The following is a 12,939-nucleotide window of genomic DNA, read 5'->3' on the forward strand; positions in this document are numbered from 1 at the left end:
ACCTCATGTCCGCCCTGGCGACCGACTATTACAGCATCATGATCGCCAGGGCGGACATGAGGTTGCCCAGGGTGAAAATCGCCATGAGGCCTATCAGCAGATAGCGCCGGGGAATTTTGCCGGTGGTCAGGGTCATCAGTGGCGCGCCAAGCAGTACGCCGAGGGCGTAGGCGCTTACCAGCAAGCCCGCAGCGGGAATCGAAACGCCGAGGTCCGCAGCAATGCTCGGCAACATGCCCATGGGGGCGAACTCGGTAACGCCGATACCAAAGGCACCTATGGCGAGTGCAACAAGGGGTGGATTGATACGCATGAAAGGCTCCTTATCTATGCCGCCAATGCTACGATCAAGCGTTTTAGGGCGGTAGATAGCATTTTTGGCAATCACCTTTGCGTAAGAGGCACAAGTGGACTTCAACGGTCGATCAGGTGAAATGTTTGTGTTCGCCACCGTGGCGCAGGAAGGCAGTCTGTCGGCGGCCGCGCGTGCATTGGGGCTCACGCCCTCGGCGGTCAGTCGAATCATCGCGCGTGCCGAACAGCGCCTAGGCACCCGGCTGTTGTTGCGCACCACGCGGGCGATCACCTTCACCGCCGAGGGCGAAGCGTTTTTGCGCGGCGCGCGGCGCATTTTGGCCGACATGGATGAAGTCGAAGAAGCCATCGCCGACCAAGGCGTACCCCGGGGGCGATTGCGCGTCAGCGCCGCCCTTGGCCATGGGCGTATGTTCATCGTTCCGTTGGTGGCGGCCTTCAGCGAGCGCTACCCGAACATCGTCGTCGACCTCACCCTGGGCGACGAAGTGGTCGACATCCTCAGCGGCCAGGCCGACGTGGCGCTACGTTTCGGCTACCTGCCCGACAGCCCGCTGACCGAGCGCAGAATCGGCGACACCGGCCAGGTGGTGGTGGCATCGCCCGAGTACCTGCAGCGCCACGGCACCCCGCAGGAACCGGAAGACCTGCTGCGGCACAACTGCCTTCGCTTCAACTTCCGGCGCGCCGAACCCAACTGGCCGTTTGCGCGCGACGGTGAAGAATTTTCCCTCAAGGTCAGCGGCAACATCGAATGCAGCAGTGGGGAAGCGTTGGCACAGCTGGCGCGATTGGGCGCCGGCATTGCGCGTATCGGCGAGTTCACCGTCAGCGAGGACTTGCGGCGGGGCGATCTGATACCGCTGTTGCAAGCCTGGAACCCTGGAGACCGGGAACCGATTCATGTGGTGTTTGTGGGTGGCCCGACGATGCCGGCGCGGGTGCGGTTGTTTGTGGATTTTTTGTTGGAGCATCATCGGATGTAGGTGGGGGAGTGGGTGGATGCTTTCAGGCTGGCAAATGCATTGATATATCGAGGAATCTCGATATTATCCACTCATGAACCTACTCGAAATATTCAAAGCACTCTCAAATCCTGTACGCCTTCAAATCTTGAAAGGCTTGAAGGACCCCGCAAAGAACTTCCCTGCGCAGGATGAAGGTGACGTTCTCACGGTTGGTGTGTGTGTCAGCAGTATCCAGGAAGGTATAGGGCTGTCGCAGTCTACGGTGTCTGGTTATCTGGCAACTCTGCAACGAGTGGGCTTGGTCGAGGTCAGGCGCATCGGTCAGTGGACTTACTACAAGCGCAATGAAGCAACCATTAGTGCCCTGGCCGAGATCATAGGGACAGATCTGTAATTTTTTAATTATAAATATCGATATATCTCGATATCCCTTTTTGTCGATGCGAGGATTTGATAATGAAAGCGATGACACTTAAATCATTTGGTGGACCGGAATCGTTCGAACTCGACGACGTGCCCAAGCCAATTCCGGGTGTTGGAGAGGTGCTGGTGCGGGTACATGCCACCTCCATCAACCCCTTGGATTTCCAGGTTCGACGTGGCGACTATTCCGACTTGGTGCCTCTGCCGACTATTACCGGACACGACGTATCCGGCGTCGTCGAAGCAGTCGGCCCGGGTGTGGAGGCTTTCGCTCCAGGAGACGAAGTCTGGTACACCGCGCAAATCTTCGGCGGCCCAGGAAGTTATGCCGAGTATCACGTCGCGGTCGAAAGCATCATCGGGCATAAGCCGCCATCACTGAGCCATCTTGAAGCGGCAAGTCTTGCTTTGGTTGGCGGGACTGTGTGGGAAGCCCTGACCGTGCGAGCAGCACTCAGGGTGGGGGAGAGCATTCTGATACACGGCGGCGCGGGAGGCGTAGGTCATGTAGCGATCCAGGTGGCAAAAGCTATTGGAGCGCGAGTCTTCACGACCGTGCGCGAAGCAAACTTTGAGTTCGCGCGCAGCATGGGTGCCGATGTGGTCATTGACTATGGAAAGGAGGATTACGTCGACGCCATCCTGCGGGAAACCGGCGGCCAGGGCGTTGATGTGGTGTTTGACACCATCGGCGGCGACACATTGTCGCGCAGCCCCGATGTGCTCGCTGAACTGGGCCGCGTGGTCTCGATTGTGGACATAGCAAAGCCGCAAAACCTGGTTCAGGCCTGGGGCAAGAACGCCAGTTATCACTTTGTATTTACACGACAAAACCGTGGAAAACTCGATGAGTTGAGCACGCTGATCGCGCGCGGTCAGTTGCGGCCACATGTGGGCGCGATCTATTCACTTGCCGACATTGGGCTAGCCCATGCCCGGTTGGAGAGTCCCAACAATGGCCTCCAAGGAAAAATCGCGATTGCAGTTGAGCCATCGCTCATTTCGTAAATGCGTACTTTCAGCCGTTTAAGTCATATCAGAGGAAACGCCATGATTTACGAGATTGCTCTGCTCCCCGTGCATAAAGAGCGCATTGAACAATTCAGAAGTGCCTTCGCCGAGGTCGTGCCTTTGCTCACCCGCGCAAAGGGGTACGGCGGCCATTTGCTCGCGCAAGGGATCGAAACCCCCGAGCAATTCAACCTCATAGTGCGCTGGGCTTCACTTGAGGATCACACGCCGGGCTTCGAAACGAGTGACGACCATCAGATGTTCATGATGGGCCTGGAGGAATACTTTTCGGAAGAACCGAAGGTCTACCATATTGAAGGGGGCGCTTTTTAAGTGGTTCGATTTTCAGTCAAAGCGTTCTGTGTGAGATGAAAAATTTATTCGAGGGCGAGTTCTTGTTTGGTTCGCCACATTTTTGTTTTTGAATGACTGCTTCTGGCCGATTTCTGCCCTTCGTGAGAGGCAGCAATCGGCTAGTCGTGGCTGGTAGCTGTCGACCCGAAGATGCCCTGTACGGAGGGCGGAAATCGGCCAGAAGCAGTCAGCGGCCATTTCAATATGGGCGCTTGGAGCACGCAGGTTCTCCCGCTTGCCTTATCTCTGCGCTCAGCTAAGGTCAATGCTAGCCAAAACCCACACATAAAAGGAATTGTCGTCATGGTGCATAACTCCTTATAACCCCAACTTCGTCCTAAACACAGCTCTTTATATTGGCGGCTCAGGCTCGCCCCGGGATCTTATCTACCAAAACGCAAAGAGTTATCACACCATTCGGTTTCTATCTAATAGTTAGGCGCTTAGCTAACTACGGAGAATATTTCATGGAAACACCACATTTTTACAAGGGTGGATGGAAAACCACCGCTAAGCACAAGAAATCTCAAATCACGGCCGTACCTCTTGCTTCGCCGAAAATATTCAAAATAGGAACTATCTCCGATAGTTCAACAAACGCAAAGCCATCAAAGTTCAGGATCATTGCTGACGGCCAAGTGCTATATTTTCCGGTTGCAGAAGAAGGTTACATTTTGGTGGAGGCAAAAGATATTTCCATCGAGCAAGTGAACGATGGAACATTTTTTGTTGGCTCATGGGAGGTAATTCAAGAGCCACAACTTTCCCAAGTTTCTGTTCAATGGGTTGTGCCAGCCCAAGAGGGCGAAATGGCTACGCTAGCTAGTTTTAAAACAGAAACCGAGGCGGTTTTTTCCTTCAATTACTCAAAAGACCCAGCATCTCCAGAGACTGATTGTTTGGTAAAACTTTTCGTCGATGGAAAAGTCCTTAAGAACAGTGACGGAGGGGATCTAACCCTAGTCCAGGGTTCAAGCATTTATATCCGAGGAAAAGTCCTTGGAGTACATGTCGCACAAGGTCTGCCACCAGACCGCGATTTTGGTGGTGAACTGAAAATTGTCGCTAAAAGCGGCTAACCCATGGTTAATGCCTAACAAGCGTTCAAATCGTTCGTTTCGCTCTCTGGGACTGCGTGCAGCAGCCCCTTATGGGCTAAAGCCCACCCCTTAACCAAACGTTAGAATGAATTGCCACTGGTCTTGTAGGCACTCGATGACCGCTATTGGCCCAGAGTGTGTAAATACTTACCAAGAACGTGCGCACTGAGGTAAAGCTAGTCTGTAGATCTCAAACCGAAGGGATGCCGTCGAATGACGGGATCTTCTAGAACCAGTGTGCGTGCATTTTCGAAAGAAATTCAGTGGTGATCGGCAGACTGGATGCTGAACCGATGACCGAGTCGATCCCGCACTTCGGACACAGAGCGGTGCGATCTAGATCAACCCACTCAGTGATTTCTGAGGGCGAAAACACACCTAAGCAGTAAAAACAGCCACAGTGATCGCTTGCTTCAATTTGAGTACGGTGATTTGTAGAAAATAGGTGCGCTGAAATCACATCCATGGGCAAGTCCTTAAACTCCAAATTTACTAACATTTCTTTCTTGTATCAGAGTACATCAAGAGCCGTCCGACGTTGTTACGATTGCCCAAAGTGATAACGCAGAATTGCCTATGAAACGTTTCATCCAAGGTGACCATCGCGGACAAAGCGCTTTGCTTCCCGAAAGCCTTGACGACTACGTCAGTGATACCAATCCGGTGAGCGTAGTCGACATCTTTGTCGACGAACTCCACTTAGTCAATTTGGGGTTTGATAGCGCTATTCCTGCTGATACAGGCCGACCTGGTTATCACCCTGCGATCCTGCTGAAGATCTACATCTACGGCTATCTCAACCGAATTCAGTCGAGCCGGCGCCTGGAGCGAGAAGCCCAGCGTAACGTCGAATTGATGTGGCTGACCGGGCGTTTGATTCCGGACTTCAAGACCATTGCCAACTTCCGAAAAGAAAGCAGCAAGGCCATACGAGGTGTCTGTCGCCAGTTCGTTATGCTGTGTCAGCAGTTGGGATTGTTTGGAGAAAATCTGGTCGCCATCGACGGCAGTAAATTCAAGGTCGTCAATAACCGCGACCGCAATTTCACCAGCGCCAAGCTGAACGGCGGATGGAAGAAATTGAATCGAGTATCAATCGGTACCTGACTGCGCTCGACGAAACCGATCGCCAAGAACCCTCGGTTGCTCAGCCCAAGGCTTCTCGTCTGCAAGAGAAAATCGACAAGCTCAAAGCTCAGATGAAAGAGTTTTAGGTCATTGAAACTCAGCTCAACGAATCACATGATAAACAGGTCTCACTGACCGATCCAGACGCCCGTTCCATGATGACGCGCGGCACAGGAATCGTCGGTTACAACGTGCAGACAGCGGTGGATACCCAGCACCATTTAATCGTTGCCCATGAGGTGACTAACGTCGGTTCCGACCGCGATCAACTCAGCTCAATGGCCAAGTAGGCCCACGAGGCTATGGCGTCAGAAACGTTGTCGGTAGTGGCTGATCGAGGTTACTTCAAAAGCGAAGAGATCCTGGCTTGTCACGATGCAGGCATCACTGTCTATGTGCCCAGGCCGATGACCTCTGGGGCCAGAGCGGACGGGCGTTTCAATAAAGATGCCTTCATCTATGACGCGGTAAAAAACGAATACATTTGCCCGGCTGGAGAAGCACTGATCTGGCGCTATACCACCGTTGAAAAAGGCCTGACGCTACACCGTTACTGGAGTTCGAAATGTAGAGGCTGCGCAATGAAACCGCAGTGCACACCGAGTACGGAACGGCGGGTTCGACGCTGGGAGCATGAAGCCGTACTGGAGGAAATGCAGAACAAGCTGAGCAACGCGCCGGAGATGATGCGAGTCCGCAAACGTACGGTCGAGCATCCCTTCGGGACACTCAAACAATGGATGGGCGCCACACATGTCCTGACACGAAAGCTGAACGGAGTAAGTGCGGAGATGAGCTTGAACGTCCTCGCCTACAACTTGAAACGAGTCATTAAAATTCTCGGTACCAGCGGTTTCATGCAGGCGCTGTCGGCCTGAAGAGGTCTGTATTTTGGCCACCCAGCAAGGTAGACGTGGTGCTTGGGGCTCCCAGGCCCTCGTGATGATCCGCAGAACTTGTTGTGAGCAATTACTCAGCTAACAGCCGTCAGAGCTGCGCGCCGACAGTGCATCAGCGCGTTTACACACCCTCGGGGCCAAAAGCGGCCACTGCAATGTCGTTTGTAGCGGATTGAGGCCTGGATTGCGCAAATATGCATCCAGCAATTGACTTCATCTTGCGAGACCGCCATACATGGTTTTTCCAAAGTGGCGAAGGTTGATCTGACGATGGTGCAAGTGGATGCAAACCTGATTTCTGACTGGCAAACATTCCACAGTGTTTTCGCAGAAAAATTCGGCTTCCCTGGCTTTTACGGTCGCAATATGGATGCCTGGGTTGATTGTCTTTCATACCTCGATGACCCCAGCGCAGAAATGTCGTCTATCCACGTTCAAAGCGGACAAACGCTTTCATTAGTCATCGACAATGCCCAGAGCTTCAAGCGCCGCTGTCCTGACCAATTTGAAGCGCTTGTGGAATGTGCAGCTTTTGTGAACTGGCGAATCGTGGTTGCTGGCGGCACGCCACTCCTGGCACTTGCTTTCAATGTTTAAATGCTCGCTCACGTCAATCGATCAACGATTGCGATCGGGCGAAAATTGACCGTCAGGACAGGCTAGTATTGGCCATTTTCAGCGGGTCACGACCGGCAGAAAAAGACCCAAAGCTGCCTGTCATAACAGTCGCTGGCCTAGCCTGGATATCTTTGCCAACCTAATGTGTACGCCATGTACCCACAAAAAAATCGGAGCCCAATGATGAGGGCAGAACGCTATCGTGTTCGCTTAATGTTCGAATGGGGCGGCGGTTGCCTTTGGTGTGGAAACAATATTGCCCGGGATAAATTTTCTGTAGGGCCTATTGAAGAGAAGCTACCACTCAGTGACGAAGTCCAAGCAATGCTTAACGAGCTTTCACAGTGGCATGACACCTCGCTGAACTGGGATTACCCACCTGATCCCGGCTCTTGGAATGCAGACGATTACGCAAGATTTGAGGCGGCTGCCGCCAAATTACTGAAATCCATCCAACAGGAATTGGGTGAAGAATTCGAGGTGGTGTACGAAAAACTCTAGCTTGTCGGTGTGAGCCTTCGACCTAATTCTGATAACGAAGGGATGCAGCTATAGATCGGTATCCCACCTTCGCTACAGGCCGCTACCGGCCAGAAGCAGTGGCCAATGGATGGCATGAACCTGCTACGCTGCGTCCTCGCAGGAGTGTGAGCCAGTCTTCACCCATAAGCATGTCAGTAGTCAGGTACAGTCACCATGCATCATATTATCGGCTTATATACCTCGAAAAAAACAGAGCGTTTATGGCCGCTAGGCCCAGAAGACCGAATTGTTTTCAGATCTGACTGCTTTCATGCGTTTGGATATTTTTCCCTTATAGCACCTGCTTTTGAACGATATGCACAAAGAGATGCACGGATAAGCATTACATCAATGAATGTAATGTTCCGCTTGAGAACTGACGATCTAGCTGACGCATTGGCAATTTTGAACGATCTCGAAACACAGCTCTATCAGCAACCAACAAGTTGGCAGGAGTATCTCGGGGAAATCCAACACCCAAGGCAAGAAAAGCGGCCAATCAAACCGCTGTTATTCAGACGTCGAGCCGTTCGGATTGTCCAAAGGTTGCGAGCGTTAATACTTAAAGCTCAAGCCCAGGATAAATGCTTGGTATATGGAAATGGTGTTTGCTACCGCGCACTGTGCGGCATAAAAATGCCACCCGGCACCGTGTACTCCTAGAGCCAAATCTACGGTTCAAGCGTTCGCTTCGCTCGCCGGGGACGGGATAAACTCCATCCGATAATCAAACGAAAGGATCCAGCCGAGTGGCTGCTTCTGGCCGATTTCTGCCCGTCGCGACCGGCTGACACCGACCCAAAGCAGACAGTCTGTGACTGGCAGCACTAGATCAATGCACTGCGGATGTCATCGGACAGCGCTCACTGATGCTCTGGATATGTACAGTTTGACTGTATATATTTGGGGTTCTACGCATCCAAGCATCAGGTGGATTTATGTCAGCAGTGAACAAAGCTATCGTCCGTCGTTTCAATCAGAAGGTGATTGAGAACTGCAACCGCGACGAATTTGAAATGCTCGTTGCGCAAGATTTCATAAACCATTCAGCGGCGGCGGGGCAAGACGGCGGTCGGGAAGGGCTATGGCATACCTTTCACAATGTTCTGCATCCAGGCTTGTCCGACCTCCACGTCGAGGTGCTCGATCAGGTTGCTGAAGACGACAAGGTGACGACCCGAAAGCGCATTACCGGCCGCCACTCCGGGGTGATTGCCGGTATACAGGCAACGGGACGTGCAGTGTCCATTGATGTCATCGACATCGTGCGCATCCGCGACGGCCAATATGTCGAGCACTGGGGGGTCAATTCGTTACCGAGTGTGCTGGCGGCTTTGCGCTCAAGTTGATTGACCGCTTGGGGCGGCGGCAATCAATTGCTCCAGGATTCTGACCGCAGCTTCGAGTGTTTGCAGCTGTGATGCGGTGGTTTTTTCCTTAAGCTGGCGTGCCAACCAGTCACTGCGCTGAAGGCGACTGTGTTCAAGCGCAGCTCGACCAGGGGGCGTCAGCTCGAAGAGCTGCTTTCGTGCATCGCTCGGATCAGGACGTCGTGTAACCCGCTGCTGCTGCTCCAACTGGGCGATAACCAGTCGCATGCTTTGATGCTTGACGTGACGATGTGCAGCAAGTGCGCTGATGCTCGCGGGGCCATGACGGTCAAGCAGACCCAGCGTTTCAGATTGTGCCGAGGACGGCGTGTCCGACCCACTGCGCACTTCCCGGACAAGATTGCCGACTACTCTTCGCAGATCTTCGGCTAACTGTTCAGCTGCCTCTTCAAAAGAAGCAGCGTGATGATTGGGAGATTCTGAAGAGGAGGGCAATGGGCTTTCTCAGGTGTGGTTGAGCAGGACAAGCATACATGAGTTCGAATGACCGCTTCTGGCTGGGAGCTTTCCATCGCCAACGACGAAGCTCTGCATAGATTCGCGCAGAATAGTGTTGAAACCCTCAGGATCTTCAAACGGTGGAAAATGGCCCAAGGCGGGTAGCAGTCTGACAACGGCTCCGGGTATCGCCCGGCCGAGTCTCCAGAAAGGCGAAGACCTGTCAAATGCGCAACGACACTTGCGATATCTTCAGGGGACCCCAGACACCCAGCTAAGTCTGGTCGATCAATCCCTCGCATCTCCCTTTCAAGAATCCAAACTTCCCCGTTCCCCACTGTGCGCATCATAACGAGCGCGATTGTCGTAAAGCGTGTGCATATTCGCCACGGCCCACTCGGCCAAACCCCGTACCGGTTGCGCGAGCGAATGTCCAAACGGCGTCAGCGTGTAATCAACTTGAGGCGGTGAGGTGGCGCGCACCGTGCGTTCGACCAGGCCGTCGCGTTCGAGCACTTTGAGTGTGCGGGTGAGCTTCTGCTGCGAGATGCCGCTGACTTGGCGGCGCAGGTCGTTGAAGCGGTGGGGTTGGTCGAGTAGCGCGACGATCACTTGCACGCTCCATTTGTCGCCGACGCGGTTGAGCACTTCGCTGACGTTGCGGCAACTGGGTGTTGCAGGCAGGGTGGTCACATTCATCTGACTTGGCCTTAAAAATATGCGTTTTCATCGAAAACCCGATAGTCGCACACTGAGTGTTGGTCCACATAGGTGACTGAACTTAGGGGGTATTTTGATGATTCTTTATTACTTTCCCGGCGGGTGCAGCCAGGCCTGCCACATCGCTCTGATTGAGGGAGGCTTGCCGCATCAGCTGGTCAAGGTCGGCCGCGAGCGGCGCACCGAAGACGGCCAAGACTTCAACCTCATCAATGGCAAGGGCTATACGCCGGCGCTTGAACTGGACGATGGCACTGTGCTGACCGAAGGTTTGGCGATCCTCGTATTCATTGCAGAGCAGTCGGGCCAGCTTCTGGCCAAAGAAGGCCTGGCCCGTTGGCGTGCACTGGAAGCGACGGCGTTCATGAGCACGGAAATTCATCGCAACTTCATCCCTCTTTTCCGTGGCGGTTCCGAGCAGGAGAAGGCGCAGGCCGCGCAGACGCTGCTGATGCGCTTTGGAACGCTGAGCGAGCAATTGGGTGAGCGCGAGTTTTTGGTTGGTGCGCAGATGACCATTGCCGACTGCTACCTGTTCATCATGCTGTGCTGGGCCGCGAGGATGGGTGTCGCTGTGCCTGCGCGGCTGGATGGCTACCTGACGCGCATGAAGCAGATACCGTCCGTTGCCAAGGCGCTGGTTGCAGAAGGGCTCTGATCACGCGGGCATCCTGGCTACACAAGATTCAACCCACCATCGGACAGCAGAATTTCACCGGTGAGGTAGTCCGATGCAACCAGCATCGCAACGGCTTGGGCAATGTCTTCCGGGCTGGCCGCTCGGCGCATCGGCGAATGCTCTTTCCACAGTTGCTGCGCCTGCGTCCACTCTGCGGTAAGCGGCGTATCGACCAGCCCGGGGGCGACAGCATTGACTCGGATGTCGGGCGCAAGTGAAACGGCGAGTAGCCGTGTCATATGATTCAAGGCCGCTTTCGTCGCGGAATAGGGAATCGATGCGCCTTTCGGGCGAACGCCCGCATGTGAGCTGATGTTGACGATGCAGCCGGGTCGGCCGGAGCGTGCCGAATCGCGCAATGCGGCTTGCGCTTCGGCGATCAAACGAAAGGGAGCAATGACGTTCACTTCATAGAGTTCATGCCACACATCGGGCGTCGCATCCGCCAAGTCTTCGTGAGGAATAACACGGCTGATTCCAGCGTTATTGACCAGAACATCCAATCGCCCCCAGGCCCCTGTGGCTTCGCGGATCAGGCGTGCTCTGTCTTCATCATTAGCCAAATCAGCTTGCACATAAATCGCCGACCCGAGTTCGAGTGCCAGTCGCTGTCCGGCCTCTGCCGAACTACGCGAATGCAATACGATTGAATACCCTTCACTCGCAAGCCGGCGGGCAATGGCCACGCCGATGCCCGAAGTCGAGCCAGTAACCAGTGCGACGGGAGCCTGAGTCATCATGTGAGCCTTTGGTGAAAGTGCGTAACAACTGATACGGGTTTTTCTCACTGTTGTGAAGGCCTGTTTTTGGCCGAAAGCACTCAACCCCGTAGTTTCACCCGAAAAAGAAAAAACCACCCATACCCCAGCTGCGAAGCCAGAATATGGATGGTTCTACCCATCACTTATTACGGGAAATTACTTCAAACCCCACCCACCAATTTCCCGCCTTCCATCCTGCGTTTATAAGCACTGTCCCGGCTCGCCAACCAAAAATACAACGGCGACGTCACGACCAACCCCACCACCCAGGACAGGTCCGCCCCGTTAATGTGTTCGGAAATCGGCCCCACATACAGCGGCGTGTTCATAAACGGAATCTGCACCGCGATCCCGATCGCATACGCCAGCAAGGCCTGTGGGTTGTACTTGCCGTAGATCCCGCCATCCACGCGGAAGATCGAGGCAATGTCGTACTTGCCTTTGTGAATCGCATAAAAGTCGATCAGGTTGATCGCCGTCCACGGCACCAGGACCACCAGCAACACCAGCACCATGTCGACAAAGTGGCCGATGAAGTCTTTGGAGGCGAACACGGCGGCGATGGCGCAGGCGGCGAGCACGAGGGTGGAGATCACAGCGCGGCTTTTGGCGGTGGGGATCCAGCGGTAGGCGAAGGTCTGGATCAGGGTGATGATCGACAGCACGGCGCCGTAGAGATTGAGGGCGTTGTGGCTGATGACGCTGAGCAGGAACAGCACGAGCATCAGCGGGCCGATGGAGCCGGTGGCGAGTTTGACGGCGTCCATGGTGTCCATGCCGACCGGGGTGGCGAGCACGGCGACGGCGCCGAAGATGAAGGCCAGGCTGGAGCCCAGTGCCGAGCCGAGGTAGGTGGTCCAGAAGGTGGAGGCGACCGGTACGTCGGCGGGCAGGTAGCGGGAGTAGTCGGACACGTAGGGGGCGAAGGCGATTTGCCAAAGCGCCGCGAGCGAAACCGTCGCCAGCCAGCCGGAGATGTTGAATTCGCCTCGGGTCAGAAAGTCCGTGGTTTGCACGTGGGTGAAGATGTAGCCGAAGCCTAGCACGATGCCGGCGCCGAGCACCCAGGTGCCGATGCGGTTGAGCACGTGGATGAAGCGGTAGCCGATGATGCCGATGATGCCGGACCCGATGGCGCCGATGACGATGCCGACCGGCACGGGCACGCTGTCGACCACGCCGTGCAGGGATTTGCCCGCCAGCACGATGTTGGAGGCAAAGAAGCCGATGTACATCACGCCGGCGATCACCACCACCAGCAGGGCGCCGAGGGAGCCGAACTGCGCGCGGCTCTGGATCATTTGCGGGATGCCCATTTGCGGGCCTTGTGCCGAGTGCAGGGCCATCAGCACGCCGCCGACCAGGTGGCCGACGAGGATGGCGACGATGCCCCACAGCAGGTTCAGGTGAAACAGTTGCACGCCCAGCGCGCCGGTCACGATGGGCAACGGCGCGATGTTGCCGCCGAACCACAGGGTGAACAGGTCTCTTACCTTTCCATGGCGGTCTTCGGGGGGCACGTAGCCGATCGTGTGTTTTTCAATCAGCGGGGCGGAAGGTGTTGCAGTGGTAACCATGACGAGCTCCAAGGCAAGGTGAGTACGTTGACGTA

The 12,939-nt window shown here is 54.8% G+C and carries 14 protein-coding genes and 2 pseudogenes; 11 read left to right on the forward strand and 5 right to left on the reverse strand.

Annotation, left to right across the window (positions count from 1 at the left end):
- Nucleotides 1-43: 43 nt before the first annotated feature.
- Nucleotides 44-313 (reverse strand): annotated as a pseudogene (locus tag BFW87_RS23570) (MFS transporter); the annotation flags it as partial.
- Nucleotides 314-407: 94 nt separating this feature from the next.
- On the opposite strand from BFW87_RS23570, the gene BFW87_RS23575 reads away from it, so the two are divergent.
- The 10 genes and pseudogenes from BFW87_RS23575 (at nucleotide 408) to BFW87_RS23625 (ending at nucleotide 8,687) form a co-directional block, all read left to right on the forward strand.
- On the forward strand, nucleotides 408-1,301 hold the full coding sequence (locus BFW87_RS23575) for a LysR family transcriptional regulator (protein ID WP_176159812.1): 894 nt from the start codon (nucleotides 408-410) through the stop codon (nucleotides 1,299-1,301).
- A 73-nt stretch (nucleotides 1,302-1,374) separates the two neighbouring features.
- Nucleotides 1,375-1,677: an ArsR/SmtB family transcription factor gene (locus tag BFW87_RS23580; RefSeq protein WP_078742116.1), complete on the forward strand. Its 303-nt coding sequence runs from the start codon at nucleotides 1,375-1,377 to the stop codon at nucleotides 1,675-1,677.
- A 62-nt stretch (nucleotides 1,678-1,739) separates the two neighbouring features.
- Entirely contained in the window at nucleotides 1,740-2,714 is a 975-nt protein-coding gene (locus tag BFW87_RS23585) for a zinc-dependent alcohol dehydrogenase family protein (protein WP_078742117.1), read from the forward strand.
- A gap of 42 nt (nucleotides 2,715-2,756) precedes the next feature.
- Entirely contained in the window at nucleotides 2,757-3,050 is a 294-nt protein-coding gene (locus tag BFW87_RS23590; RefSeq protein ID WP_078742118.1) for an antibiotic biosynthesis monooxygenase family protein, read from the forward strand.
- 488 nt (nucleotides 3,051-3,538) lie between these two features.
- Nucleotides 3,539-4,150 carry a hypothetical protein gene (locus tag BFW87_RS23595; RefSeq protein WP_078742119.1) on the forward strand — a complete coding sequence of 204 codons (612 nt, stop codon included), beginning with the start codon at nucleotides 3,539-3,541 and terminating at the stop codon, nucleotides 4,148-4,150.
- 597 nt (nucleotides 4,151-4,747) lie between these two features.
- Nucleotides 4,748-6,177 (forward strand): annotated as a pseudogene (locus BFW87_RS23605) (IS1182 family transposase).
- Nucleotides 6,178-6,447: 270 nt separating this feature from the next.
- On the forward strand, nucleotides 6,448-6,795 hold the full coding sequence (locus BFW87_RS23610) for a barstar family protein (RefSeq protein WP_254865936.1): 348 nt from the start codon (nucleotides 6,448-6,450) through the stop codon (nucleotides 6,793-6,795).
- 204 nt (nucleotides 6,796-6,999) lie between these two features.
- Entirely contained in the window at nucleotides 7,000-7,317 is a 318-nt protein-coding gene (locus tag BFW87_RS23615; RefSeq protein WP_078742121.1) for a hypothetical protein, read from the forward strand.
- A gap of 195 nt (nucleotides 7,318-7,512) precedes the next feature.
- Entirely contained in the window at nucleotides 7,513-8,001 is a 489-nt protein-coding gene (locus tag BFW87_RS23620; RefSeq protein WP_078742122.1) for a hypothetical protein, read from the forward strand.
- Nucleotides 8,002-8,276: 275 nt separating this feature from the next.
- Complete coding sequence (locus BFW87_RS23625; RefSeq protein ID WP_078742123.1) at nucleotides 8,277-8,687, forward strand: ester cyclase; 411 nt, start codon at nucleotides 8,277-8,279, stop codon at nucleotides 8,685-8,687.
- On the opposite strand, the gene BFW87_RS23630 is transcribed toward BFW87_RS23625, so the two are convergent.
- Nucleotides 8,679-9,164, reverse strand: a complete 486-nt coding sequence (locus BFW87_RS23630) for a MarR family winged helix-turn-helix transcriptional regulator (RefSeq protein ID WP_078742124.1) — start codon at nucleotides 9,162-9,164, stop codon at nucleotides 8,679-8,681. The genes BFW87_RS23625 and BFW87_RS23630 overlap by 9 nt on opposite strands.
- Before the next feature lie 312 nt (nucleotides 9,165-9,476).
- Nucleotides 9,477-9,866 carry a winged helix-turn-helix transcriptional regulator gene (locus tag BFW87_RS23635; protein WP_078742125.1) on the reverse strand — a complete coding sequence of 130 codons (390 nt, stop codon included), beginning with the start codon at nucleotides 9,864-9,866 and terminating at the stop codon, nucleotides 9,477-9,479.
- Nucleotides 9,867-9,963: 97 nt separating this feature from the next.
- On the opposite strand from BFW87_RS23635, the gene BFW87_RS23640 reads away from it, so the two are divergent.
- A complete protein-coding gene (locus BFW87_RS23640; protein WP_078742126.1) occupies nucleotides 9,964-10,545 on the forward strand; it encodes a glutathione S-transferase N-terminal domain-containing protein in 582 nt (193 codons plus the stop codon).
- Between the two features lie 17 nt (nucleotides 10,546-10,562).
- Here the strand turns inward: BFW87_RS23640 and BFW87_RS23645 are convergent, their stop codons facing one another.
- Both BFW87_RS23645 and BFW87_RS23650 read right to left on the reverse strand, forming a co-directional pair.
- Nucleotides 10,563-11,303 (reverse strand): SDR family NAD(P)-dependent oxidoreductase, encoded by a 741-nt coding sequence (locus BFW87_RS23645; protein ID WP_217699425.1) that lies wholly within the window; start codon nucleotides 11,301-11,303, stop codon nucleotides 10,563-10,565.
- Between the two features lie 185 nt (nucleotides 11,304-11,488).
- The gene (locus BFW87_RS23650) at nucleotides 11,489-12,904 is read right to left on the reverse strand and encodes a purine-cytosine permease family protein (protein ID WP_078742128.1); all 1,416 of its coding nucleotides are present in this window, start codon (nucleotides 12,902-12,904) and stop codon (nucleotides 11,489-11,491) included.
- Between the last annotated feature and the right edge of the window lie 35 nt (nucleotides 12,905-12,939).

Source organism: Pseudomonas fluorescens (assembly GCF_002022275.1).
GTDB classification, from domain to species: domain Bacteria; phylum Pseudomonadota; class Gammaproteobacteria; order Pseudomonadales; family Pseudomonadaceae; genus Aquipseudomonas; species Aquipseudomonas fluorescens_AJ.